Annotated in this window: 20 protein-coding genes and 2 tRNA genes; 16 read left to right on the top strand and 6 right to left on the bottom strand. The window is 73.0% G+C overall.

Annotated elements, in window-relative coordinates:
* Positions 1 to 110 precede the first annotated feature (110 nt).
* From QSK22_RS27055 to QSK22_RS27030, 6 genes are all read left to right on the top strand, one after another.
* A complete protein-coding gene (locus QSK22_RS27055) occupies positions 111 to 3,404 on the top strand; it encodes an Rne/Rng family ribonuclease (protein WP_285497218.1) in 3,294 nt (1,097 codons plus the stop codon).
* A 297-nt stretch (positions 3,405 to 3,701) separates the two neighbouring features.
* Positions 3,702 to 4,016, top strand: a complete 315-nt coding sequence (gene rplU, locus QSK22_RS27050; RefSeq protein ID WP_285497217.1) for a 50S ribosomal protein L21 — start codon at positions 3,702 to 3,704, stop codon at positions 4,014 to 4,016.
* An 11-nt stretch (positions 4,017 to 4,027) separates the two neighbouring features.
* Entirely contained in the window at positions 4,028 to 4,285 is a 258-nt protein-coding gene (gene rpmA, locus QSK22_RS27045) for a 50S ribosomal protein L27 (RefSeq protein WP_285497216.1), read from the top strand.
* A 142-nt stretch (positions 4,286 to 4,427) separates the two neighbouring features.
* Positions 4,428 to 5,825: a GTPase ObgE gene (gene obgE / locus QSK22_RS27040; protein ID WP_285497215.1), complete on the top strand. Its 1,398-nt coding sequence runs from the start codon at positions 4,428 to 4,430 to the stop codon at positions 5,823 to 5,825.
* A 105-nt stretch (positions 5,826 to 5,930) separates the two neighbouring features.
* Entirely contained in the window at positions 5,931 to 7,070 is a 1,140-nt protein-coding gene (gene proB, locus QSK22_RS27035) for a glutamate 5-kinase (protein ID WP_285497267.1), read from the top strand.
* A gap of 26 nt (positions 7,071 to 7,096) precedes the next feature.
* Positions 7,097 to 8,398 (top strand): glutamate-5-semialdehyde dehydrogenase, encoded by a 1,302-nt coding sequence (locus tag QSK22_RS27030; RefSeq protein WP_285497214.1) that lies wholly within the window; start codon positions 7,097 to 7,099, stop codon positions 8,396 to 8,398.
* 108 nt (positions 8,399 to 8,506) lie between these two features.
* On the opposite strand, the gene QSK22_RS27025 is transcribed toward QSK22_RS27030, so the two are convergent.
* Positions 8,507 to 8,665, bottom strand: coding sequence for a hypothetical protein (locus QSK22_RS27025; protein ID WP_285497213.1), 159 nt, complete (start codon positions 8,663 to 8,665; stop codon positions 8,507 to 8,509).
* A 47-nt stretch (positions 8,666 to 8,712) separates the two neighbouring features.
* Positions 8,713 to 9,738, bottom strand: a complete 1,026-nt coding sequence (locus QSK22_RS27020; protein WP_285497212.1) for a M48 family metallopeptidase — start codon at positions 9,736 to 9,738, stop codon at positions 8,713 to 8,715.
* A 229-nt stretch (positions 9,739 to 9,967) separates the two neighbouring features.
* On the opposite strand from QSK22_RS27020, the gene QSK22_RS27015 reads away from it, so the two are divergent.
* From QSK22_RS27015 to QSK22_RS26990, 6 genes are all read left to right on the top strand, one after another.
* On the top strand, positions 9,968 to 11,275 hold the full coding sequence (locus QSK22_RS27015; RefSeq protein WP_285497211.1) for a phenylacetate--CoA ligase family protein: 1,308 nt from the start codon (positions 9,968 to 9,970) through the stop codon (positions 11,273 to 11,275).
* A gap of 50 nt (positions 11,276 to 11,325) precedes the next feature.
* Positions 11,326 to 11,928, top strand: a complete 603-nt coding sequence (gene nadD / locus QSK22_RS27010) for a nicotinate-nucleotide adenylyltransferase (RefSeq protein ID WP_285497210.1) — start codon at positions 11,326 to 11,328, stop codon at positions 11,926 to 11,928.
* A gap of 206 nt (positions 11,929 to 12,134) precedes the next feature.
* Positions 12,135 to 12,548: a ribosome silencing factor gene (gene rsfS / locus QSK22_RS27005; RefSeq protein ID WP_285497209.1), complete on the top strand. Its 414-nt coding sequence runs from the start codon at positions 12,135 to 12,137 to the stop codon at positions 12,546 to 12,548.
* Entirely contained in the window at positions 12,541 to 13,197 is a 657-nt protein-coding gene (locus QSK22_RS27000) for a histidine phosphatase family protein (protein WP_285497208.1), read from the top strand. Before rsfS ends, QSK22_RS27000 begins: the two co-directional genes overlap by 8 nt.
* Positions 13,198 to 13,269: 72 nt before the next feature.
* Positions 13,270 to 13,342 (top strand) — tRNA-Ala (locus QSK22_RS26995).
* A gap of 483 nt (positions 13,343 to 13,825) precedes the next feature.
* Positions 13,826 to 13,898 (top strand) — tRNA-Ala (locus QSK22_RS26990).
* A 409-nt stretch (positions 13,899 to 14,307) separates the two neighbouring features.
* Here the strand turns inward: QSK22_RS26990 and QSK22_RS26985 are convergent.
* Entirely contained in the window at positions 14,308 to 14,703 is a 396-nt protein-coding gene (locus QSK22_RS26985) for a hypothetical protein (RefSeq protein ID WP_285497207.1), read from the bottom strand.
* Positions 14,704 to 14,982: 279 nt separating this feature from the next.
* Here QSK22_RS26985 and QSK22_RS26980 point away from each other — a divergent pair, with 279 nt between their 5' ends.
* Positions 14,983 to 15,579 (top strand): acyl-CoA-like ligand-binding transcription factor, encoded by a 597-nt coding sequence (locus QSK22_RS26980; protein ID WP_285497206.1) that lies wholly within the window; start codon positions 14,983 to 14,985, stop codon positions 15,577 to 15,579.
* A 202-nt stretch (positions 15,580 to 15,781) separates the two neighbouring features.
* Positions 15,782 to 17,971, top strand: coding sequence for an MMPL family transporter (locus tag QSK22_RS26975; RefSeq protein WP_285497205.1), 2,190 nt, complete (start codon positions 15,782 to 15,784; stop codon positions 17,969 to 17,971).
* Positions 17,972 to 18,095: 124 nt separating this feature from the next.
* Here QSK22_RS26975 and QSK22_RS26970 read toward each other — a convergent pair whose 3' ends face one another.
* Entirely contained in the window at positions 18,096 to 19,154 is a 1,059-nt protein-coding gene (locus QSK22_RS26970) for a baeRF2 domain-containing protein (protein ID WP_285497204.1), read from the bottom strand.
* Positions 19,155 to 19,376: 222 nt separating this feature from the next.
* Here QSK22_RS26970 and QSK22_RS26965 point away from each other — a divergent pair, with 222 nt between their 5' ends.
* Both QSK22_RS26965 and QSK22_RS26960 read left to right on the top strand, forming a co-directional pair.
* Entirely contained in the window at positions 19,377 to 19,775 is a 399-nt protein-coding gene (locus tag QSK22_RS26965) for a DUF5709 domain-containing protein (RefSeq protein ID WP_285497203.1), read from the top strand.
* Positions 19,776 to 19,942: 167 nt separating this feature from the next.
* Complete coding sequence (locus QSK22_RS26960) at positions 19,943 to 23,215, top strand: AfsR/SARP family transcriptional regulator (RefSeq protein ID WP_285497202.1); 3,273 nt, start codon at positions 19,943 to 19,945, stop codon at positions 23,213 to 23,215.
* A gap of 81 nt (positions 23,216 to 23,296) precedes the next feature.
* Here the strand turns inward: QSK22_RS26960 and QSK22_RS26955 are convergent, their stop codons facing one another.
* A complete protein-coding gene (locus QSK22_RS26955; RefSeq protein WP_285497201.1) occupies positions 23,297 to 24,118 on the bottom strand; it encodes an ABC transporter permease in 822 nt (273 codons plus the stop codon).
* Positions 24,115 to 25,098, bottom strand: coding sequence for an ATP-binding cassette domain-containing protein (locus QSK22_RS26950; RefSeq protein ID WP_285497200.1), 984 nt, complete (start codon positions 25,096 to 25,098; stop codon positions 24,115 to 24,117). The genes QSK22_RS26955 and QSK22_RS26950 overlap by 4 nt, the downstream gene beginning before the upstream one ends.
* Positions 25,099 to 25,567 lie beyond the last annotated feature (469 nt).

The following is a 25,567-nucleotide window of genomic DNA, read 5'->3' as shown; positions in this document are numbered from 1 at the left end:
CGACGGCGCCGACTGACTGACGGAGAGAGCTCCCGTGCGGCGCACCGCACCGCACCGCCCCCGGGGCGGAGCGCGTGGTCGCGCCCGGGAGCCTGACGGGAGTTGCCCGCATGTTGGAGAACGAGGCCGATCCGGCCACTGCCGAAGGCACAGATAACTCGACCGTTTCTACGGACCCCGCCGCGAGCGCCACGCGCCGCCCGCGCCGCCGGGTCGCCAGCCGCCCCGCCGGCCCGCCCCCCGAGGTGGACGACGCCCCCGCCGTGATCACGGTGTCGCCCAAGGCGTCCGGCACCGCGGCACGCGACGCCGAGGAGCCCCCGAACGCGGCCGCCCGGGCCGCGGCGCCCGCCGCACCGCCCGCCGAGACCTCCGGTGAGACCCCCGGTGACGCGACCGGAGCGGAGTCCGCCGGGATCGCACAGACTACCCAGCCGGCGGCCGAACCGAGCGCGGAATCGGCCGACGAGGCGAGCATTGAGACGAGCATCGCACCGGCCGCCGGGACGGGCACTGAAACGAGCACCGAGACGGGCGCTGAGACGAGCGCCGAATCGGCCGGGCAGCCGGCCGCCGAGGAGCCCGCGCCCCGCAGGAGGGCCACGCGGTCGCGCGCCAAGACCGCCGGCGAGGAGGCGGCCCCGCGCCGTACCCGCCGCCGCGCCACGGCCGCCGCGCCCCCGCCCGAACCTGAGCCGGAGCCGCAGCCCGAACCCGCACCGGAGACCGGGGCCGAGACCGGGGCCGAGACCGGGGCCGAGGTGGGGCAGGCCGCGCAGGCCCCGGCCGTGCCGGTGGTCCCGCAGGTGCCCCCGGTGCCGGTCGTGCAGCAGCCCGAGGCGGGCGCCGAGACCCAGTCCGCCTCCGAGCCCGCCCCCGCGTTCGGCGTCCCCTCGGTGACCTTCCAGCCGCCCATGGTCGTCTTCCAGCCGCCGCAGCCGGTGGCCCCCGCCCCCGCGCCCGCCGAGTCGGCCGGCGACGCCGGCGCCCCGCACGACGAGGACGCCGGGCCGTCCGACCGCGACGAGGACGACGACTCCGACCGTCCCTCGCGGCGGCGCCGCCGCCGGGGCGGCCGCGGCCGCGGCCGCGGCAAGGACGCCGCCGAGGACGACACCACCGCCGAGGACGGCGCCGAGGCCCCCGAGCAGCCAAGGGACGCGGGCGAGGAGTCCGGCGGCGCCAAGGAGGCCAAGGACGCCAAGGCCCCCGCCGCCGAGCAGGGCGAGGCCGAGAAGGCCGAGGACGGCGGCGCCGAGCCCGCCGCGTCCACCGGCACCAGCCGCCGCAGGCGGCGCCGCCGTCGCCGCTCCGGGTCCGCCGACGGCGAGCCCGCGGTGTCGCCCGACGACCCGCCCAACACCGTGGTGCACGTGCGCGACTCGCGGCCCGCCGCCGAGGCCCGCGCGGCCGTCGAGGACGAGGTGCAGGCGGTGCGCGGCTCGACCCGGCTGGAGGCCAAGAAGCAGCGCCGCCGCGAGGGCCGCGAGCAGGGCCGCCGCCGCCCGCCGGTCATCACCGAGGCCGAGTTCCTGGCCCGCCGCGAGTCGGTGGAGCGGGTCATGGTGATCCGCCAGGAGGGCGAGCGCACCCAGATCGCCATCCTCGAGGACAACGTCCTGGTCGAGCACTACGTCAACCGCGCCACGCACCAGTCGTACGTGGGCAACGTCTACCTCGGCAAGGTGCAGAACGTGCTGCCGTCGATGGAGGCGGCGTTCGTCGACATCGGCAAGGGCCGCAACGCGGTGCTGTACGCCGGCGAGGTCAACTGGGACGTGGCGGGCCTGGAGGGCCAGCCGCGCCGCATCGAGTCGGCGCTCAAGTCCGGCCAGTCGGTGCTCGTGCAGGTCACCAAGGACCCGGTGGGCCACAAGGGCGCCCGGCTGACCAGCCAGATCTCGCTGCCCGGCCGCTACCTGGTGTATGTGCCGGACGGCTCGATGACCGGCATCAGCCGCAAGCTCCCCGACAAGGAGCGCAGCCGCCTCAAGCAGATCCTCAAGAAGATCATGCCGGACAACGCCGGGGTGATCGTCCGCACCGCCGCCGAGGGCGCCACCGAGGAGGAGCTGGCGCGCGACGTGTCGCGGCTGGCCGCCCAGTGGGAGAACATCCAGAAGCAGGTCAAGACGGCCACGGCGCCGTCGCTGCTGTACGGGGAGCCGGATCTGACCATCCGGGTCGTCCGCGACATCTTCAACGAGGACTTCAGCAAGCTGGTGGTGTCCGGCGACGAGGCGTGGCAGACCGTCTCGGAGTACGTGCAGTACGTGGCGCCGCACCTGGCCGACCGGCTGGAGCGCTGGAACGGCGGCCCGGACGTGTCGTCGGTGTTCCGCATCGACGAGCAGATCGCCAAGGCGCTGGACCGCAAGGTGTGGCTGCCCAGCGGCGGTTCGCTGGTCATCGACCGCACCGAGGCGATGACCGTGATCGACGTCAACACCGGCAAGTTCACCGGCCAGGGCGGCAATCTGGAGGAGACGGTCACCCGCAACAACCTGGAGGCGGCCGAGGAGATCGTGCGCCAGCTGCGGCTGCGCGACATCGGCGGCATCGTGGTGATCGACTTCATCGACATGGTGCTGGAGAGCAACCGCGACCTGGTGCTGCGCCGCCTGGTGGAGTGCCTGTCGCGGGACCGTACCAAGCACCAGGTCGCCGAGGTGACGTCGCTGGGCCTGGTGCAGATGACCCGCAAGCGGGTCGGGCAGGGCCTGCTGGAGGCGTTCTCGGAGCCCTGCGAGTGCTGCAACGGCCGCGGCATCCACGTCCAGCTCACCCCCGTGGAGCCCAAGTCGGACAAGTCGGGCTCAGGTGGTGGCCGCCGCCGCAAGCGCAAGGGCGAGGTCGAGCGGGCCGTCGAGGAGAAGCTTGCGCAGCACGAGTCCGCCAAGGCCGAGGCGGCCAAGGCGGAAGCGGCCAAGGGCGAGGCGGCCAAGGCGGACGTCGAGGACAAGCCCGCTGAGGACAGGCCCGCCGAGGAGCCGGCGGCCGCGCCGGTCGCCGAGCCCGCCGAGCGGCCCGCCCGGCGGCGCCGCTCCAGCCGGAGCAAGAGCGCGGCGGCCAAGGCCGAGGCGGATGCCGCGCCTGAGGCCGCGTCAGAGGCCGCGCCGGAAGCGAAGGCCGCGCCCGGTGAGCAGCAGCCTGCGGAGGCGGCGGTGGAGACCGTCGGCGCCGCGGCCGAGAACGCCGAGGCCGGCGAGGCCGGCGAGGCCGGCGAGGCCGTCCAGGGCGTGCTGGACGCCGTGCAGCCCGCCGCCGACGGCGAGCAGGCCGCGGCGGCCGAGGACGGCGAGGAGGCGCCCACCGGAGTCAACGGGCGGCGCCGCCGCACCCGCCGGACCCGGGCGAAGGCCGAGGTCGGCGCGGGCGACGCCGGGGAGGCCGACGGCGAGTAGCGGGACGGGCCGGATGCCCGGACCGGACCGGCGTGGTTCGCGCTCCGGTCCGGGCATCCGGTACCCTTGGACTTCGGCGCGTGCGAGCGCGTCGTTCGGCTTCGCACCCCGAACCCGAGGGGTCGGGACGTGCGTCCCCCGCTCGTCCGGCGGGGTCCAAGCACAGAGCACCGGGTCCATGCCCCGGTGTGCCGCCTCCGGTTCCGGCCGGGGGTAGGCCCTCATCCGAGGGCTGGTGGAAGACCACGTGTGGGACCGGTTCATTCCGGAAGCGCGCGCTAACGAAGGGTTTCCGCGGTGTACGCGATTGTCCGCGCAGGCGGCAGGCAGGAGAAGGTGGCCACGGGCGACGTGCTCACCGTCGACAAGCTGGCCGGCGAGGTCGGCTCGACGGTCACGTTCCCGGCCGTGCTGGTGGTCGACGGCGACAACGTCGTCAGCTCCAAGGCCGATCTGGCCAACTACGAGGTGACCGCCGAGATTCTCGGCGCGGTCAAGGGCCCCAAGATCAACATCATGCACTACCGGAGCAAGACCGGGTACAAGCGGCGGATGGGGCACCGCCAGCCGTACACCCAGGTCAAGATCACCGGTATCAAGGCCGGGAAGTAAGGAGCGGTCACATGGCACACAAGAAGGGCGCGTCGTCCAGCCGCAACGGTCGCGACTCGACCTCCAAGCGCCTGGGTGTCAAGCGCTTCGGCGGCCAGGTGGTGAACGCCGGCGAGATCCTGGTCCGCCAGCGCGGCACCCACTTCCACCCCGGGCCCGGCGTCGGGCGCGGCGGTGACGACACGCTGTTCGCGCTCGTCGCGGGCACCGTGCAGTTCCGGCGCTACCGCGGCCGCAAAGCGGTGAGCGTCGTCCCGTCGGCGGAGTAGTCCGCCGCACAGCGACGTTGGTGAAAGGGGCGGACCGAACGCGGTCCGCCCCTTCCTTTCGTTACCGGGGATCTTCCGCACCGGGCACGCCGTCCCCGGGCACCCGTCCAGCCGCAGCCGTCCCAGCCGTAGGAGAGACACCATGGCCGCAGCCCCCCAGCAGGGCGCGCAGTTCGTCGACCGTGTGGTGCTGCATGTCGTCGCGGGGCACGGCGGCCACGGCTGCGCCTCGATCCACCGGGAGAAGTTCAAGCCGCTCGGCGGCCCCGACGGCGGCAACGGCGGCCGCGGCGGCAACGTGATACTGCGCGTGGACAGCGGCACCGCCAGCCTGCTGGAGTACCACCGCCGCCCCTACCGCAAGGCGCCCAACGGGCGGCCCGGGCAGGGCGGGCACCGCACCGGCGCCAACGGCGACGACGTGGAGCTGAGCGTGCCGGACGGCACGGTCGTCAAGGACCGCGACGGCAACGTGCTGGCCGACCTGGTGGGGGAGGGCACCCGCTTCGTCGTCGCGCGGGGCGGGCACGGCGGCCTCGGCAACGCCGCGCTGGCCTCGGCCAAGCGCAAGGCGCCCGGATTCGCGCTGCTCGGCGAGCCCGGCGAGGAGCGCGAGGTGGTGCTCGAGCTCAAGAGCGTCGCGGACGTGGCGCTGGTCGGATTCCCCAGCGCGGGCAAGTCGTCGCTGATCGCCGCGATGTCCGCGGCCCGCCCCAAGATCGCCGACTATCCGTTCACCACGCTGGTGCCGAACCTGGGCGTGGTCGAGGCGGGCGACACCACGTTCACCGTCGCGGACGTGCCCGGGCTGATCGAGGGCGCCAGCGAGGGCCGCGGCCTGGGCCATGCGTTCCTGCGGCACATCGAGCGCTGCTCCACCCTGGCGCACGTGCTGGACTGCGCGACGCCCGAGCCGGGCCGCGACCCGGTCAGCGACTTCGAGGTGATCGAACGGGAGCTGGCCGCCTACGACCGGGAGCTGGGCGACACCCCGCTGGCGGACCGGCCCCGCCTGGTCGTGCTGAACAAGGTGGACGTGCCGGACGCCCGCGACCTGGCCGAACTGGTGCGGCCCGAGTTCGAAAAGCGCGGCCTGAAGGTGTTCGAGGTGTCGGCGGCCAGCCGCGAGGGGCTGCGCGAGCTGACGTTCGCGCTGGCGGAGATGGTGAAGGCGTACCGGGCGGCGCTGCCCCCGGCCGAACCGACCCGCCTGGTGATCCGGCCGCGCCCGGTCGGCGGCGCCGACTTCGAGATCAAGGACATGGGCGGCAACACCTACCTGATCACCGGGGAGAAGCCGGTGCGCTGGCTGCGCCAGACCGACTTCACCAACGACGAGGCGGTGGGCTACCTGGCCGACCGGCTGGCCCGGCTGGGCGTGGAGGAGGCGCTGGCCGAGGCGGGCGCGGCCGCGGGCGCCACCGTGCTGATCGGCACCCCGGAGGACTCGGTCGTCTTCGACTGGGAGCCGGACGTGCCCGCCGGCGGCGGCCCCGGGCACGGCCCGCGCGGCACCGACAGCCGCCTCGACGGCCGCTGAACCGCACGGCTGAACCGCAGACCTGAACCGCAGACCTGAACCGCAGACCTGGACGACGAGACCCCATCGGCAAGGGAGAGCATGAGCAGCGAGCGCAGCGCCGTGATGACGGCCGGCGACCAGCTCGCGCGGGCGCGTGAGGCGTTCGCCGGGGCCCGGCGGATCGTGGTGAAGGCGGGGTCGTCCTCGCTGACCACCCCGCTCGGCACCATCGACGCCGACCGGGTGGACGCGCTGGTCGACGTGCTGGCCGCCCGGCGCGCCGCGGGCGGGGAGATCGTGTTCGTCTCGTCCGGCGCGATCGCCGCCGGCCTCGGCCCGCTCGGCCTGGCGCGCCGCCCGTCCGACCTGGCGCTGCAGCAGGCCGCGGCCAGCGTCGGCCAGGGCCTGCTGATCGCCCGCTACACCTCCTCGTTCGCCCGGTACGGGCTGACGGTCGGGCAGGTGCTGCTGACCCCCACCGACATGATCCGCCGGGCCCAGCACCGCAACGCCCAGCGCACCCTGGACCAGCTGCTCGCCCTGGGCATCGTGCCGATCGTCAACGAGAACGACACGGTGGCCACCGACGAGATCCGGTTCGGCGACAACGACCGGCTGGCCGCGCTGGTCGCGCACCTGACCCGCGCGGACGCCCTGCTGCTGCTGTCGGACGTGGACGCCCTCTACACCGGCGACCCGCGCCGCCCCGGCGCCCGCCGCGTCGAGCAGGTCCGCGAACCCGCCGACCTGGAGGGCATCCGCCTCGGCGGGCCGAACCAGGCGCGCAAGGTCGGCACCGGCGGCATGATCACCAAGATCGAGGCGGCGCGGATCGCGGGCGTGCCGGTGGTGCTGACCAACGCCGCGTCCGCCGCGCACGCCCTGGCCGGAGAGCCCGTCGGGACGTTCTTCCACCCGTCCCGGGAGAGCCGCATGTCCACCCGGCACCTGTGGCTGGCGCACGCCACCACCGGGCAGGGCCGCATCATCCTCGACGCGGGCGCGGTCGAGGCCGTCGTCAAGCGCCGCAAGTCGCTGCTGCCCGCCGGGGTGACCGGCGTGCAGGGCGACTTCGCCGCGGGCGACCCGGTGGACCTGTGCGGCGTGGACGGCCGCGTGGTGGCGCGCGGGCTGGTGAACTACGACGCGGGGGAGATCCCCGACCTCATGGGCCGCTCCACCCGGTGGCTGGCCCGCGAGCTGGGCCCCGAATACCAACGCGAGATCATCCACCGCGACGATCTCGTGATCCTGGACGTGTGACGAACCTGGACAGTGAGGAGCCGGTGATGGGTGAGCAGGACCGGGAGCGCGAGGAGTTCCTGCGCGTGGCGCGGCTGGCCAAGGACGCCACGGCGACGCTGGCGCCGCTGCCGCGCGCGGCCAAGGACGCGGCCCTGCACGCGATCGCCGACGGGCTGACCGCCGCCGCGCCCGAAATCGTCAAGGCCAACGCCGGCGACGTGGCGCGGGCCCGGGAGGCGGGCACCTCCGAGTACATGATCGACCGGCTGAGCCTGTCGGCCGAGCGGATCGCCGCGATCGCCGAGGCGGTCCGCAAGGTCGCCGCGCTGCCCGACCCGGTCGGCGCGACCGTGCGCGGGAACGTCCTGCCCAACGGGCTGGAGCTGCGGCAGATCCGGGTGCCGCTGGGCGTGGTCGGCATCATCTACGAGGGCCGCCCCAACGTCACCGTGGACGCCGCCGCGCTGTGCCTCAAGAGCGGCAACGCGGTGATGCTGCGCGGCTCGTCGTCGGCGGTCGAGTCCAACACGGTGCTGGTGCGGGTGATGCAGGACGCGCTGGCCGGCACGGCGGTGCCGCCGGAGGCGGTCCAGCTCGTGCCCGGCACCAGCCGCGAGTCGGTCCGGCACCTGATGCGGGCGCGCGGTCTGGTGGACGTGCTGATCCCGCGCGGCGGCGCGTCCCTGATCAACTCGGTGGTGGAGGAGTCGACCGTCCCGGTGATCGAGACGGGGGTCGGCAACTGCGCGGTGTACGTGGACGCCTGGGCCGACCTCGACATGGCCGTGGAGATCGCCGTCAACGCCAAGACGCAGCGGCCGTCGGTGTGCAACGCCGCCGAGACGCTGCTGGTGCACGCGGGCATCGCCGAGGCGTTCCTGCCGCGGGTGCTGGACGCGCTGCGCGCCAAGGGCGTGACCGTGCACGGCGACGAGCGGGTCCGCGACTGCGCGGCCCGCCACGGCCACGACGACGTCGTCCCGGCCACCGAGGACGACTGGTACGCCGAGTACCTGTCGCTGGACCTCGCCGTCCGCGTCGTCGACTCCCTGGACGAGGCGGTCGCGCACATCCGCAAGTACGGCTCCGGGCACACCGAGGCGATCGTCACCGGCTCCCAGCAGCAGGCCCGCCGGTTCGTGGCGACGGTCGACTCGGCCGCGGTCATGGTCAACGCCTCCACCCGCTTCACCGACGGGGAGGAGTTCGGCTTCGGCGCCGAGATCGGCATCTCGACCCAGAAGCTGCACGCCCGCGGCCCCATGGGGCTGCCGGAGCTGACCTCCACCAAGTACGTGGTGGTCGGCGAGGGCCACCTGAAGGGGCAGACCCCGCCCGCCTCCTGAGGCCGCCGCTCGGCGCCCCGTCCGGCGCGCGGCGTCCCGCCGACGCTGCGCGCCCACCCCGGTCATGCCGGCCGGCCCGAACCCCGCGGGCCGGCCTCCGCCGCCACGTCAGCCCCGCGTACGTGCCCCCGGCAGCGGCGCGCCCACCGCGTCCAGCGGCCGCCGCCCGGAATCGATCAGTGCGTGCGTGACCGCCGCGGCGTCCGGGACGCCCGCGAGCGGCGCGTCCCGGACGAAGCGGTTCTTCTTCGGCGCGTCGAGCAGCACGCCGCCGCTCCTGGCGCGTCGCCGCGGGCCGCGGTGGCGCGGGTCGGTCAGGAACCGCCGCCGGCCCGGCGGGTGACGCGCTCGAACAGGCCGCCGGCCGCGGACGCGGCGCCTTCGGCGATGTCGCGGACCTTGCCGATGAACGGGTCGGCGCTCTGCGACCACGACTCGCGGTAGGCGTTGGCCGCGTTGCGGATCTCCTCGGAGATCGAGGCGCTGCCGTCGTCCTCGCGGCGCGGGTAGTCGCCGCCCAGGATCCGCTCGTACTCGCCGCTCGCCGCCCACCGGTCGATCTCGGCGAACCGGATGACCGGGTAGGGGTGGGTGAGGTTCAGCAGGTTCAAAAACTTCAGGAACCCGTCGCGGATGTCGCCGGCGGCGTCGTACTCGCGGGCCTGCGCCAGGAACGCCTCGGTGTTCATCTCCGCCAGGCGGGTGCCGCCGGCCATCTTCATCATCGTGCGCTTGACCGCGTCGAGGTCCTGCCCGGCCAGCAGCCCCGCCCGGTCGGCCGACAGCTCGGCCTTGCGGAACCACTCCTGCAGGCCCATGACGATCGCCGCGATGCCGATGTTGCCCAGCGGCAGCCACGCCAGCCGCGCGCCCAGCCGGGTCAGGATGACCATCATGGTCTGGTAGACCGCGTGGCCGGACAGGATGTGCCCGACCTCGTGCCCGATGACGAACCGCAGCTCCTCGTCGTCGTGCAGGTCCAGCAGCCCGGTGTTGACCACGATGAACGGGTGGTCGGACCCGATCGCCGTGGCGTTGGGCTCCGGCGACTGCTTGACGTAGACCTCGGGAACCTCCGGCAGGTCCAGGATGTAGGCGGCGTCGCGCGCCATGTCGTGCAGGTGGCGGAACTGGTTGTCGCCCGCCCGCACCGCCCCGCCGAGGAACTCCAGGCGGAGCGCCCGCTCATTGATCAGCCCCGACAGCCGCCGCAGAACGACGTCGAACCCGGTCAGCGAGCGCAGCGCCACCAGCGCCGAACGGTCCGCCGGGTGTTCGTAGGCACGAGAACTGATCCCCGGAAAGCGTGTGCGCGCTCGGTCCGGTGTCTTCGTCGTCATATCCGGCATGGTACGTCCGACGAACGCCGCCGCCCCGAGGTTCCCTCGCAGACCGCCGGTCGGCCGCGTCCGGCAGTGGCCGCGAACCTTTCCGGCGTGTCCGGCGTCCGCCCGCCCGGAGCCGCGTCCGGACCCGGCCGGGCAGAACGCGATCACGCTTCGGGGGTTGCGCGCCGGACGGGCTGCGGTTGGAATGCGGATCACAGGCGGCGCGGCGCGAGGAGGCGCGATGTTCGATCCGAAGGCCGAAGCCATGTCCCCGGACGAGCGGGCCGCGCTGCAGCAACACCGCCTGCAGGGCCTGATCGATCGGCTCCTGGCGGCCGACGGCGTGCAGGGCCGGCGGCTCCGCGAGGCCGGGGTCGAACGCGGCGCCGACGTCGCCCTCGCCGACCTGCCGCGGCTGCCCCGCACCACCAAACAGGATCTGTGGGACGCCTACCCGTTCGGCATGGTGACCGTGCCCCGCGACCAGATCGCGGCCGTGCACGGGTCCAGCGGCACCCGCGGACGGCCCACCCTCGTCTCCTACACGCGCGCCGACCTGGACCTGTGGGCGGCGATGTGCGCCCGGGCGCTGGCGTGCGCGGGCGCCGGACCCGGCAGCCTGGTCCACAACGCCTACGGATACGGCCTGTTCACCGGAGGCATCGGCATCCACCAGGGCGCGGTCGCGCTCGGCGCCGCCGTGGTGCCCATGTCGGGCGGGATGACCGAGCGGCAGATCCGCATGATCGCCGACCTGCGTCCCGACATCCTGACCTGCACGCCCGCCTACGCGCTGCGGCTCGGCGAGGCGGCCGCCGAGGTCGGCGCGGACCTGTCCTCGCTGCGCGCCGGGGTGTTCGGCGCCGAGCCGTGGTCGGAGGAGATGCGCACCGCCATCGAGGCCGTCCTACCGGTCAAGGCCCTGGACATCTACGGGCTGTCGGAGGTCATCGGGCCCGGCGTGGCCGCCGAATGCCTGGAGCAGAACGGCCTGCACGTCAACGAGGACCACTTCATCGTCGAGACGATCGACCCGCAGACCGGCGAACCGTGCGCCGAGGGGCAGCCCGGCGAACTGGTGTTCACCACCCCCACCAAGCAGGCGCTTCCGCTGCTGCGCTACCGCACCGGCGACATCGCCTCCCTCACCGGCGGCCCGTGCGGCTGCGGCCGGACGCTGGTGCGGATGAGCAAGGTCACCGGCCGCGTCGACGACATGCTGGTGATCCGCGGTGTCAACGTCTACCCCAGCGAGGTGGAACGGGTGCTGCTGGCGTCCGGCCTGGTCGGCCCGCACTACCAGCTCGTCGTCGACCGCCGCGAACCCGGCACCCGGCTGATCGTGGCGTGCGAGCCGCACGCGGGCGAGGCGGCGTCCGCCGAGCTGGCCCGGCTGCTGCGCGCCGAGATCGGCCTGACCGCCGAGGTGCGCGCCCTGCCCGCGGGCGCCGTCCCGCGCGTGGAGATCGGCAAGGCGGTACGGGTCGTCACATGGGACTCCGGCGAACCCCCCATCCCGGGCCTCGACCGGCCACTGACGGCCACCTGACCGACCCCCGGGGGATTCGATCATCCCCATCGCTGGCTATTCTCGTCGCCATGACGCAAAAGCGGCGACTGGGGATCATGGGCGGCACGTTCGACCCCATCCACCACGGCCACCTGGTGGCCGCCAGCGAGGTCGCCCACGTGTTCTCGCTCGACGAGGTGGTGTTCGTACCCACCGGCCGCTCCGCGCACAAGGAGGGGCGCCTCATCACCCCCGCCGAGGACCGCTACCTCATGGCCGTGATCGCCACCGCGTCCAACCCCCGCTTCTCGGTCAGCCGGATCGACATCGACCGCCCCGGCCCCACCTACACCGTCGACACCCTGCGGGACATGCGCCGCCTGCACGGCCCCGACACCGAACTGTTCTTCATCACCGGAGCCGACGCCCTCAGCAAGATGCTCACCTGGCACAACGCCGAGGAACTGTTCGAGCTGGCGCACTTCATCGGCTGCACCCGCCCCGGGCACAAGCTGGCCGACCCGGGGCTGCCCAACGGCCGGGTCAGCCTCATGGAGGTGCCCGCCCTGGCGATCTCCTCCACCGAATGCCGGGACCGGGTCCGCGCCGGCGAGCCGATCTGGTACCTGGTGCCGGACGGGATCGTCCAGTACATCAACAAGCGCGCCCTGTACCACGACCAGGCCGCCTGACCCGGCCGCCACCGCCCTGACCTGCCCGGACATCACCCGATATTGGTTTCCCCGCGACGCGGCCCGGGCCATACCCTGGAAAGGGACCGCCCGGTGCCGGAGGACCTGGCCGCACCGGGACACGACAACGACTGGGGCCCGTTCCCACCGTCCGTGAGAGGCTGTACCCGGGAACCGTCCCCGACAGGGAGGATCGCGAGCGCATCGTGACCGCATCCGACAGGGCCGTGCAGCTGGTCCGGGTCGCCGCTGAGGCGGCGAGCGACAAGCTGGCCGACGACATCCTTGCCTACGACGTCAGCGAGCAGCTGGTCATCACCGACGCCTTCGTGCTGTGCTCGGCGCCCAACGACCGGCAGGTCCGCGCCATCGTCGACGAGATCGAAAAGCGCCTGCGCGAGGACGCCGACGCCAAGCCCGTCCGCCGCGAGGGCGAACGCGAGGGCCGCTGGGTGCTGCTCGACTACATCGACGTCATCGTGCACATCCAGCACGAGGAGGACCGCGTCTACTACAGCCTGGAACGGCTGTGGAAGGACTGCCCCCTCATCGAACTGCCCGAGAGCATCAACGCCCACGCCGCCCAGCGCCCCCGCGCCGTGGGGAGCCCGCGTGACTGAACCCCGCAGGACCCCCGGCAAACGCACCCTCGTCCTCTGGCGCCACGGCCAGACCCGCTGGAACGTCGAGAACCGCTTCCAGGGCCGCACCGACATCCCCCTCGACGAGACCGGCGTCCGGCAGGCCGAACGCGCGGCCAGGCTGCTGGCGGCGCTGCGCCCCACCGCCATCCTGGCCTCGCCCCTGCAACGCGCCGCCCGCACCGCCGAGGCCCTGGCCGCCCTCACCGGCCTGCCCGTCCGGCACGACCCCGATCTGGTCGAACGCCACGGCGGCGCCTGGGAGGGCCTCACCGGCCAAGAGATCAGAGAACGCTACCCGGCCGAACGCGCCGCCTGGCAGCCCCCCGGCGGCGAGACCGCCGCCCAGGTCGGCAAGCGCGTCAGCGCCGCCCTCGACCGCGCCGTGGACGACCTGCCCCCCGACGGGCTGCTCGTCGTCGCCTCCCACGGCGCCGCCATCCGCCTCGGCATATGCCAGATGCTCGGCCTTCCGGAAGAGGTATGGGACGGCATCGGCGGCCTGTCCAACTGCTGCTGGTCCGTCCTCGCCGAACGGCGCAACGGCGGCTGGCGCCTGGCCGAGCACAACGCCGGAACCCTCCCCGAACCCGTCCTCAGCGACGACCGCACCGACAACGGCACCTGAATCGATTCGAGTCCACCGCCTCTGTTCCTATACACTGGCGGAGCGCTGCGGGATGCAAGTCCACGCAGTGGCGGGGCTATGGCGCAGTTGGTAGCGCGCCTCCATGGCATGGAGGAGGTCTGGGGTTCGAATCCCCATAGCTCCACTCGGAAGTGGGAGAGGGGCCCGCATAAAGCGCGGGCCCCTCTCCCTCGTCGTTTCTCCCGGGGGCGACCCCCGGCCCCCCGAGTGCGGCTCGCGTAGAACGCTCGCCGCGGCCCACCGTTCGGGTGTGCGTTTTTGGGGCTTCGCCCCTTGCCCCCATCCTCATGGCTGTTTGTGAGTTGCGTGCGGGTTGGTGAGGGGCTGGTGAGCTTCGCTCGCCTTGTGGTTGAGGCTTCGCCCTTTGCCCCCGTCGTTGGCGAAGAGCTGCCAGGCGTGATGTAGGAACGCGTCGGCGTCCGATGTGGCGCGCGCGGCCTGTCGCGGTGGTCGGCCTTTGTCCAGGGCGCAGCGGGCGGCCCGGGTTTGGGCAGCGGGGCGTTGCGGTGGGGCACGGGGGCTGCTCTGGGACGGCGGGGGGATATATGTGGCGCGAGTGGTGTCCCGAGTGCACTAAGCTTTTCGTTGGTCGGTCGGACCGACGTCTGGGGCTATGGCGCAGTTGGTAGCGCGCCTCCATGGCATGGAGGAGGTCTGGGGTTCGAATCCCCATAGCTCCACCCGTAGCGGAACGCCCTCGCCTCGGTTGAGGCGGGGGCGTTCGCGTGTCCGGGGGCTGGGTCGGCCGCGCCGAGCCTGCACGTGTGCGGACGGCACGGCCGGGTCGAGCCGACAGGGCGCCCACCGAACACGGGCAACTCGATGTGGCTGTGCGTCGCCGCCCGCCCCCTGGAGTCCGTCGGCGCCTCCGACGACCGGCCGCACTGACACCGAGACGACGCCGCGCCCAACCGCAGCGCGAACCCGAACCCGCTGCGTCGCAGTTGCCCGCACTCCGGAAGCGGTGGTTGGCCGTCGCGGTCGATGGTGAAGTCGAGCTTCTGGCCGCGGCGCCGAAGGATCCGGTCGGTGTCGCGGCGCGGCCTGTCGGGGCCGGCGCCGGGCCGGTTCTTCCGGCGCACCGCGTCATCAGGCGTAATCGATGAGCCCGTCCGCCGGTGTGTAGACGGCTTCGAGCGTCTGGAGATCGTCGCTCAGGAACGCCCGCCACCGCCCCTCGTCCACGACGGCGTGAAAGATGTCCCGTGCGATCTCCATCTGACGACCGTAGTTCTTGTCCAGGTCGCGGACCTCGAACCAGTAGGGATGCGCCTCGTAGGACGGGAAGTCATCGTCGTCCTCGGGGTCATCTGTGAAGATGTGCCGGCTCAGGTTCACCGCCACGGCCCCACCGCGCATCACCAACAGGAGCGTCCCGTCACCGTCCGGAACGAAGGACCCTTCCAGAACCCGCTCGCCGAGCGCCACCAGGTCATCCAAGGTGACGTCCGCCCCTCCGACGAACACGAACGCATGTCGTGACATGGCCTCATTGTCCCTGCGAACCCACGACGCGACTCAGCTGGTCGGCTCGCCTGGTGGCGAGGGCAGCGGGCGTTCGGCGTCTGCCGGGGGCGCCGGTGCGGGAGTGTGCGCGGGCGGAGCGTGAGATCTGTCTGCCGGGGGGCAATGAGGTCCTGAGCAGGGGAGACGCGGCGGTCCGGGGTGAGTGGGCGGAACCGAGCGGTTCGCGTGATGCAGATCACGCAAGTTGGCAGTCAGTGAAGTTTTGCAGGTTGTGCAAGTTCGTCGTACGGTTGGGGCATGACGGTGGAAATGGGCCTGCGCGAGCGCAAGAAGGCCGCGACCCGGGAGGCGTTGATCCGGGCGGCGGTGCGGCTGGTGCTGGCGCGGGGCGTGGAGGGTGTCACGGTCGAGGCGATCGCCGACGAGGCGGGGGTCTCGCCGCGGACGTTCCACAACTATTTCCCCGGCAAGGAGGAGGCGATCGTTGGGCCGATGGTGGACGGGGTGCGGGAGCTGATCGACGCGGTGCGGGCCCGGCCGGCCGACGAGCCGGTCTGGGAGTCGCTGCGGCATGCCGTCGTGGAGCTGCTGCAGTCCGTCGGCCACCTGGAGGAGACCATCCCGCTGCTGCGCGTCATCAAGGACGAACCCGCGCTGCTCGCCTGGCACATGCGCGGCTTCGCGGAGCTGCAGGAGGAGCTCTGCGCAACCATCGCCGAACGCACCGGAACCGACGCGAAGCGCGACCCGTACCCCCGTCTCATGGCGGGGACCGTCGGCCTGGCGATCCGCGTCGTGCTGGACCTGTGGACGGAAGGAAGGACCGACACGGACATCACCGAGTTGTTCGAGGACGCCTTCGCCCGGCTGCGCGCCGGGCTTCCGACCCCCTGAGCCCTGCGGCGCCGGCCCCGCCGTCAGGTCGGCCGCCGTACCCCCGCCGACGGCAATCCCACCCTCTCCCCGCTCGCGTCTGACGGGCCCCAGCCCTCCGTCAGGCGATTCCGCCACCCGCCCGTAGGTGGTGCGCTGCCGTCGCAGGGGACACGCCCTCCGGCAGCTGATCGTGACCGATTAGTCATCGATTGGGATTCGCATGGCCACGTTCCTGTATAGGCTCGCCCGGTTCTCATACCGGCGGCGAAGGCTCGTCGCCCTGCTCTGGGTGGGGCTGCTGGTGCTGTTCGGCGTCGGCGCCGCCACGCTGAGCGGACCGACCACCAGCGACTTCTCCATGCCCGGCACCGAGTCGCAGCGCACGATCGACATCCTGAAAAAGCGCATGCCGCAGGTGTCGGCGGACGCGGCGACCGCGCGCGTGGTGTTCGCCGCCCCCGAGGGCGGCACGCTGACCGGCGGCGCGAACCGGGCCGCCGTCCAGCAGGTGATCGCCAAGCTGAAGACCGCCCCGCAGGTGGCGAACGTCGTCGACCCGTACCAGGCCAAAGCCGTCTCCCCGGACGGCAAGATCGCCTACGCCCAGGTCACCTACCGGGTGACGGCCATCGACGTCACCGAGGAGGCGCGCGACGCGCTCATAAAGGCCGCCGAGCCGGGACGCGCCGCCGGGCTGACCGTCGAGATGGGCGGCCCCGCCACCGAGGGCATGCCCGAGCAGAGCGCCACCGAGGTCATCGGACTGATCGTCGCCGCCGTGGTGCTGGTGATCACGTTCGGGTCGCTGATCGCGGCCGGGCTGCCGCTGCTCAACGCGATCCTCGGCGTCGGCATCGCCATGGCGGGCATCACCGCCGCGACCGGCCTGGTCGACATGAGCTCCACCACGCCCACGCTCGCCCTGATGCTGGGCCTGGCCGTGGCGATCGACTACGCCCTGTTCATCGTGTCCCGCTACCGGCACGAGCTGCGGGAGGGACGCGACGGCGAGGAGGCCGCCGGGCGCGCCGTGGGCACCGCGGGCTCGGCGGTGGTGTTCGCCGGCCTGACGGTCATCATCGCGCTGGTCGGGCTGGCCGTGGTGAACATCCCGATCCTCACCGAGATGGGGATCGCCGCCGGGTTCGCCGTCGCGGTGGCCGTGCTCATCGCGCTGAGCCTGCTGCCCGCGCTGCTCGGCTTCGCCGGGAACCGCGTGCTGGGCGGCCGCATCCCCGGCCTGCGCGGCGGCGACGGCGCCAAGGCGCCGATGGGCGAGCGGTGGGCCCGGTTCATCGTCCGGCGCCCCCTGCCGGTGCTGCTGCTCGCCATCGTCGGCATGGGTGTGGTGGCCGCGCCGGCGCTGGACCTGCGGCTCGGCCTGCCCGGTGACGAGATCAAGCCGTCGCACACCACCCAGCGCAAGGCCTACGACCTGCTCAGCAAGGGTTTCGGACCCGGCTTCAACGGGCCGCTCATGGTCGTGGTGGACGGACGCAACGCCCAGGCCGCCGCGCAGCGGTTCGCCGGCCGCATCAGGGGCCTCGGCGACGTGGCGGCGGTGACGCCCCCGACCGCCAACCCCGCCGGTGACACCGCCGTGCTGACCGTGGTGCCCAAGAGCGGGCCGAGCGACAAGGCGACCGAGGACCTCGTCGCGCGCATCCGCGACCTGCCGTCCATCGGCGGCGCCGACGCCCTGGTCACCGGATCGACCGCCATGGCCATCGACGTGTCGGCCAAGCTGTCGGACGCGCTGCTGCCCTACCTGGCGGTCGTCGTCGGGCTGGCGTTCATCCTGCTGATGCTGGTGTTCCGGTCGATCGTGGTGCCGCTGAAGGCCACCCTGGGGTTCCTGCTGTCGGTCGCGGCGACGTTCGGCGCCGTGGTGGCGGTGTTCCAGTGGGGCTGGCTGGCCGACCTGCTGGGCGTCGACCAGACCGGCCCGATCATCAGCATCATGCCGATCTTCCTGATCGGGGTGGTGTTCGGGCTGGCCATGGACTACCAGGTGTTCCTGGTCACCCGGATGCGCGAGGAGTTCGTGCACGGCGCCGCACCCAAGGAGGCGGTGGTCATCGGGTTCCGGCACGGCGCCCGGGTCGTCACCGCCGCCGCGATCATCATGATCGCGGTGTTCGCCGGGTTCATCACGGCCGAGGAATCCATGATCAAGATGATGGGCTTCGCGCTGGCGGCCGGGGTGGCCTTCGACGCCTTCGTGGTCCGGATGATGATCGTCCCGGCGGTGATGGCGCTGCTCGGACGCGCCGCCTGGTGGCTGCCCTCCTGGCTGGACCGCATCCTGCCGGACGTCGACGTCGAAGGCGAGAAGCTGCGGCTGCTGCTGGGCGACGGGACCGCCGACGCGCCGGACCGGCGCGAGCCGCAGCCCGCCGGCCGCGGCTGACCAGGCAGGCGCCGACCCGGGGGCGCGCGCCCCCGGTCGCCGCGGCGCCGATCCAGACGTCGCCTGGGCGTTCACCCGCCGCCCGAACGCCCAGGCGACCACCCGTCTACGAGAACCCGGCCGGTCAGGCGGCGATGGTGTAGCGCAGCACCGCCCCCACGCCGAGGCCCGCGTACGGGTCGTCCGGCGGCACGATGAACAGCTCGGCGTCAGAGCACGCGGCGGCGCGGATCAGCGCGGCGTCGGCACGTTCCTGCACGGGCTCCTCGACGCCCGCGTCGCACAGTTCCCCGGCGGTCATCGCCACCTCCCCGGGCTCGCGCCCCACCCACAGCCGGGAGGGGGAGTCGGGGTCGTCCTCCAGCAGCAGGCTCTCCACCTGGCCGAGGCGCAGCGCCCGCACGGTGGAGGGCAGGCCCGCCACGGCGCGCTGACCGTTGGCCAGCTCCCGTTCGAACCGCTCGGCGACCGCGCCGATCCGCTCGGCCCGCTTGATCTCCAGAATGCGGGCGATCTCGGCGTCCAGCCCGGCCCCGTCGGCGCCGTCGGCGCGCGAACCGCGGTCGGTCTCGACGGTGCGGTCGCGCAGCCCCTCGGAGATCTCCTCCAGCAGCGCGCCGCGCGCCTGGACGTCCCCGGCGACCACCACGGCCTCGGCGCCGCACCGCCGGGCGGCCTGGTCGACCTCCCGTCCCACCTTCCTGGCGTTGGCCTTCCACACCATCTCGGCCGCGCGCTGGAACCGCGACTGGTTCCAGTCGCTCGCCTTGGTCTTGCGGATCGGATACTCCTCGTCGCCATCGACCTCGAACACGCGGCGCCCGCCGTCCGCGGTCACACAGCAGATCTCCGCGCCGCGGCGGTCCACGAGCACCCGCACGTACGGCAGCGGCTCCCCGCGCGCCGCCAGATAGGGCAGGACGTGCGGCAGCGGCGACACCCGGGCCGGCACGGCGGGCGGCGGACCGGGCAGCCGGTCGGAGTGCACCACCTCGCCGTCCGCCGCGAACAGCACCAGCCCGGCGGAACGGCGCTCGCGCAGTTCCGCCAGCACGGCCTCCTCGACGGCGCCCAGCGTGCCGCGGGGCGCCCCCTGCTCCTCCAGGTCCGCGCGCAGCGCCCGCCACCGCAGCTCGGCGGCCTTGGGCGCGTCCTCGGCGGTACGGGTCAGATCCACGTACACGGACGCATACGGTCCCGGCCGACGGTACAGCGGTTTGAGGAAAGTGAGATCCATGGACCCGCCGTACCCGCGACGACCAAGTCAAACGCGAAAAAGGGCCCAGCACGGGGCAACACGGCGGGCCGCCTGCAAGGCGCGCCGCCGCCAGTCCCTCACCCGCGCACCGAGACGAATCATGTACGCCCCTTGGGGTAACGCTCGGGGAATCGAAAGGGGGACGTCATGACCGAGAACGACCCGGGCGGAGACCCGGAACGGCGATACACCTCAGGTCCCGAGGACCAGGGCATCCCCGACCTGCAGGACGGCACCCCCGGACAGCAGCGCGCCCAGGACCCGCAGGAGGCCCCCCTCCCCGGCGACAGCCCCATGGCGCTGGACGAGTACGGGACGACCGAAGAGGAGATGCACGAGGGCGAACCCCTCGACATACGGCTGGCCCGCGAGGAGCCCGACGTCACCGAATTCCCCGACGAGCCCTACCGGCCCGCCGGGCGCCTCGTGGAAGAGGACGAGGGCGCCCACACCGACACCGAGAAGGACGCCGTGGCCCGCGACGTCGGCGACGACGGCGGCGGCTACAGCGCCGAGGAACGCGCCATGCGCATCGAAGACGAGTGACCACGAGCGCGACGGCGCGTACCGTCGCGCGGTCCCCCGGGTGCTGTCACACGCCCCCCGCCGCGCACCGTAGGCAACACCGGCACGGTTCGCGGTTCGCGGCGCATGACAGCACAATTTCAGAAACCGGTTCGTCCGAGGACAATGGCGACCGGAAGGGGGACCGCGTGCGCATCGGCATTCTCGGCCCGCTCGACGTGCGGGACGACGCCACGGGGCAGGCCGTGACGCTGAACGGCCCCCGGTTGCGCGCCCTGCTGGTCCGCCTGGCCGTGAACCCCGGACGCTGGGTACCGGTCGAACGGCTCCTGGACGACCTGTGGGACGGGGCCCCTCCCAACGGAGGCGCGGGCGCGCTCCAGGCGCTGGTGTCCCGGCTGCGCGCCGTCGTCGGACGCGACCTCGTCGAGCACGGACCGCCCGGTTACCGGCTGACCGTCGCCCCGGGCGACGTCGACGCCGTCGAGTTCGAACGCCGCGTCGCCGCCGCACGCGCCCACACCGACCCGGCCGCACGCGCCGCGGCACTGCGACAAGCCCTGGAGCTGTGGCGCGGCCCGGCGCTCGCCGACGTCGTCGACGCCGACTTCGCCGCCGCGCCCATCGCCCGCCTGGAGGGCCTGCGCCTGGCGGCGATCGAAGACCGGATCGAGGCCGACCTGGCCGTCGGCGACCCGGCCGCCCTCGTCCCCGAACTCCAGGCGCTCACCGTCGCGCACCCGCTGCGCGAACGCCTGCGCGGGCAGCTGATGCGCGCGCTGTACGCCGCGGGACGGCAGGCCGACGCCCTCACCGTTTACGAGGAGACGCGGCGGGTCCTCGCCGACCGGCTCGGCATCGACCCGTCACCGGAACTGGCGGAACTGCACCTGGCCATCCTGCGCCGCGATCCCGCCCTCGCCGAACCCGAAACCGCGGAACGCTCCGAAACCGCGGACCGGCCCGCGGGCGGCTCCCCGGCGCAGACGACCGCGGCGCCGCACCCGCGCCGCACCAACCTGCCCGCCCAGCTCACCAGCTTCGTCGGACGCGAAGCGGAGTCGCGGCGGGTCGGCGAGCTGCTGCGCGAATCGCGACTGGTCACGCTGACCGGCCCCGGCGGTGCGGGCAAGACCCGCCTGGCCTGCGAGGCCGCGGCCCCGCTGGTCGACACCGCGGCCGACGGGGTCTGGTTCGTCCCGCTGGCCTCGGTGAGCGACGCCGCCGACGTGGCACCCGCCGTGCTCGCCGCCCTCGGCCTGACCGACCCCGTCCGGCCCAGCCCCGAGACGCGGTCCGCCGCACGCCCCCTGGACCGGCTCGCCGACGCCCTGACGACCTGGGACACCATCCTGATCCTGGACAACTGCGAACACCTCGTCGACGCGGTGGCCGCCCTGGCGGACCGCGTCCTGGCCGCCGCCCCCCGGACGCGGATCCTCGCCACCAGCCGCGAGCCGCTCGGCATCACCGGCGAGTCGCTGTGCCCCGTGCCGTCCCTGCCGCTGCCGCCGCCCGACGCCGACGCGAAGGAGGCCATGCGGCACGCCTCCGTCCGCCTCCTCGCCGACCGGGCCGCCGCCGTCCGTCCCGGCTTCACCGTCGACGACACCACCGCCGCACCCGTCGTCGCGATCTGCCGCGCCCTCGACGGCATCCCGCTGGCGATCGAACTGGCCGCCGCCCGCATGCGCGCCCTGACCTCCGCCCAGGTCGCCGACCGCCTCGGCGACCGGTTCCGGCTGCTGACCGCCGGCAACCGCGCCGCCCTGCCCCGCCACCGCACCCTGCGCGCCGTCGTCGACTGGAGCTGGGACCTGCTGGACCGCGACGAGCGCGCCGTCCTGCGCCGCCTGTCGGTGTTCGCCGGCGGTGCCGCCCCCGACGCCGCCGTCCGCGTGTGCACGGCGGGCGGCCCGGACGGCCCCGACGCCGACGACGTGCTCGACACCATCGCTTCGCTCGTGGAGAAGTCGCTGGTCATCGCGGACGGCGCCGCAAAGGTCCGCTACCGGCTGCTGGAGACCGTCCGCGTGTACGCCGCCGAACGCCTCGCCGAGTCCGGCGAGGCCGACCGCGTCCGCGACGCGCACGCCGCCTACTTCATGGAACTGGCCGAACGCGCCGAACCCGAACTGCGCGGCCACGACCAGCTGACCTGGATCGCCCGCCTCGTCGCCGAGCACGACAACTGCACCGCCGCGCTGCGCCACATCGTCGACACCCGCGACGTGCGCACCGGACTGCGGCTGGTGGCCGCGATGACCTGGTTCTGGTTCATCCGCGACATGGAGATGGAGGTCGGCGGCTGGCCGCTTGCGATCTGCGACATGGTCGGCGACGCCGTCCCGCCCGACCTGCGGGAAGAGTACGCCATCTGCATGTTCCTCGCCGTCACGGCGAACGAGATGAAGGACGGGCCCGGCTTCACACAGGAGGCCATGCGCAACATCGTCGAGCGGCTCCTCCCGCTCGTGCCGCCCAACACCCGCCACCCCCTGCTCAGCCTGGCCGAACCCCTCTCCCACCTCGTCGCGGGACGGTTCGACCTCGCCGCCGAGGCCCTCGCCGAGATCGAACGCCACCCCCAACCCTGGGCCCGCGCCATGGGACTGGTCGTGCGCGGCGAACTGGGCCTGTACTCCGGGGAGATCGACGCCGCCTTCGCCGACATCACCGCCGGATACCGCGGCTTCCGCGACCTCGGCGACCGCCTGGGCATGCAGATCGGACTCGGCGGCCTGATCCAGGTCGCCCTCGCCCGCGGGCAGGCCGAAACCGCCCTGCGGCTCGTTGAGGAGGCCCTCGGCTACACCATTCAGGGAGTGAACCCCGACCAGGGCGCCTCCTTCCGCGTGCACCTGGGCCGCATCCGCGCGCAGATAGGGGACGTCCAAGGCGGCCGAGAAGAGATCGAGCGGGCCATCCGCACCCTGGAGAGGATCGGCGAACACGCCGACGCGGCGGGCGGCTACCTGACCCTGTGCGAACTGAGCAGAAGCACCGGGGACACTGCCACCGCCCGCAGGATGCTGGACGCGGCCTACGCACTGGTCGAACCGCGCATGGTCCGCGCGGACTTCGTCCAGGTGGCAGCCCTGACGCTCAGCAAACTCGGCTGCCTGGCCGCCCAGGAGGGAGACCTGTCGGCCGCGGCGCACTGGCACGGACGCGCCATGGACGTGGCACGCGACGCCGTCTGGCTGAGCAACCAGTCGATCGCGACCCTCGTCGAAGGCCTGGCCGCCCTCGCCTCCGCCCGGGGCGACCACCGGCGCGCCGCCGAACTGCTCGGCACTGCGCGCACCCTGCACGGCTACCACGACCAGGCGAGCTTCGACGTCCGCCGAACCGAGGCCGCCGCCACCGCCGCCCTCGGCGAGACCGAGTACGCGTCCGCAAACGACAAGGGCCGCCGCGTCACCCGTGAAGCCGCCCTCACCCTGACCCCCGACCCCTGAACCGACCGCGAAAAGACCGGGCCTCGCCGCACGCACACGGCGAGGCCCCGCTGTCTACGACACAGACCGGGAGGCGGCCGGTCACACGCGACGCGAGTACACGCCTATCGCCAGGGGGCACGTCACCACGACGATCCCGGCCGCCCACGCCAGCGTGTACCACACCGAGTTCCCGACCGAGCCGCCCAGCATCAGCGCGCGCAGGGCGTCCGCCAGATGCGTCACCGGGTTCACCTTTGCCCATGCCTGCAGCCACCCCGGCATCGTGGAGGTGTCGGCGATGAGCACACTGCTGCCGAACGTCAACGGCATGACGAAGATGAACACCATTCCCTGCACGGTCTCGGGCGACGGGGCGAACAGCCCCACCAGCACCGAGATCCAGCACACCGCCAGGTAGAACACGTACGCCAGTCCGAACGCCGCGAGCACCGACAGCGGATCGTTGCCGAACCGGAACCCCAGCAGCGTCCCGGTCAGCACCAGCATCACCATCATGATGCAAAAGCGCACCGTCTCCCCGAGCACGGCCCCCGTCAACGGCGCGGACCGGGAGATCGGCAGACTGCGGAACCGGTCGAACACGCCCTTCTTGATGTCCTCGTTCAGCGCGATGCCCAGCCCCATCATGGCGAACATCGTCATCTGCGCCACCAGCCCCGGCAGCAGCTGCTGCAGGTAGGAGTGCGTGTCACCGGCCACCGCACCGCCGAACACGTACAGGAACAGCAGCAGGAACACCACCGGCAGCAGCGTCGAGTCCAGCAGCTTGTCCGGCGAATGTCGCAACTGGGCCACATTGCGCCAGGCCAGCGTGAGCGAGTGCCGCAGCGTCCGGCGCGCGCTGATCCTCCGGGGCGGCTCCGTGCGCACGCCCCCGGAAACCGTCGTCATCGCGGTCATGCCACGCTCCCTTCCGTGATGCGCTCGACGTCGTCGCCGGCGACGTGACCGGTCAGGGTGAGGAACACCTCGTCCAGGCTCGGCATCCGCAGCGCCAGCTCCGCCACCGCGATCTGCGCCTCGTCCAGCCGCCGGACCAGGGCCGGCAGCACATCCGGATCCGCGACGGGTGCGGTGACCAGCCCCGTCGTCTCGTCGGCCGTGGGCTCGTCACCGACCAGCGCACCGACGATCGCGGCCAGCTGCCCCACCCGGTGCCGCGCCGCCGCCCGCACCGTCAGCGTCTGCCGCCCGATGCGCGTCTTCAGCTCGGCGGACGTGCCCTCGGCGATCACCCGCCCGTGGTCGAACACCGCGATCCGGTCCGCCAACTCGTCGGCCTCCTCCAGGTACTGCGTGGTGAGCAGCACGGTCGCGCCGTCGTTCACCAGGGAGCGGACGGTGTCCCACACCTCGTTGCGGGCCCGCGGGTCCAGCCCCGTCGTGGGCTCGTCCAGGTAGATCACCTGGGGCCGGTTGACCAGGCTCGCCGCCAGGTCCAGACGGCGCCGCATGCCGCCCGAGTACGTCTTGACCGCCCGTCCGGCGGCCTCCTCGAGCCGGAACCCGGCGAGCAGCTCCCGCGCCCGGGCCCGCGCCTCGGCCCGTCCGAAGTCCAGCAGCCGGCTGATCATCACCAGGTTCTCCATCCCGGTCAGCTCCTCGTCCAGCGAGGCGTACTGGCCGGTCAGCCCGATCGACGCGCGCACCTGCGCCGCGTCCCTCACCACGTCGAAACCGCACACCTCGGCGCGTCCCGCATCCGGCTTGAGCAGGGTTGCCAGCACCCGAACCGCAGTGGTCTTGCCCGCCCCGTTCGGGCCGAGCACCCCGAGCACGGTGCCCCTGCGCGCCGCCAGATCGACGCCGTCCAGGGCCTGCGTCTCCCCGAATCTCTTGCGCAGCCCCTCGGCGCGTATCACGTACGAGTCCTGTGCCATGTCCCGCCTTCCGGTCGGTCATCGTCGTTCGTCCGTTGGCGGAACCACCCTCGACCGGGCCGCTGACACGGCACCGACACGGCGCCGGCCCACGCTTACACGGCACTGACGCGCGCCGGACGCCGCCGACGGCCCGACCCGGTGAATGGGCGGTGACCAGGGGGTTTGCGGCGGGGGTCGGCAGGCCGGACGACTTGATTTGACGGGGGTCGCGGCACTGCCTAATCTTCTTGCTGCCCCGAGGGGATGCGGGACGCCGGACAGCACGGCGGACGGCCCCGGGGAACCTCTTCCCAGCGGGAAAACGATTCGGAGTCTGGTTCGGGTCGTTGTAGTCTGGGAGGACCAGTCTGGACGGGATGCGGGACATCGCGTGTGCGGTGGCCGGCCCGCGGGACTCCTCCGTAAGTGATCTTTTGGGCGATCTTGGTCGTCCGGGTGGTCGGTGTGCGGAGGCCGGGCTGGGTCT

Origin of the sequence: Actinomadura sp. NBRC 104425, assembly GCF_030269545.1 — a bacterium.
GTDB lineage: Bacteria > Actinomycetota > Actinomycetes > Streptosporangiales > Streptosporangiaceae > Spirillospora > Spirillospora keratinilytica.
Note: the sequence above shows the minus strand (reverse complement) of the source record. Positions and strands in the feature narration are given on the sequence as shown.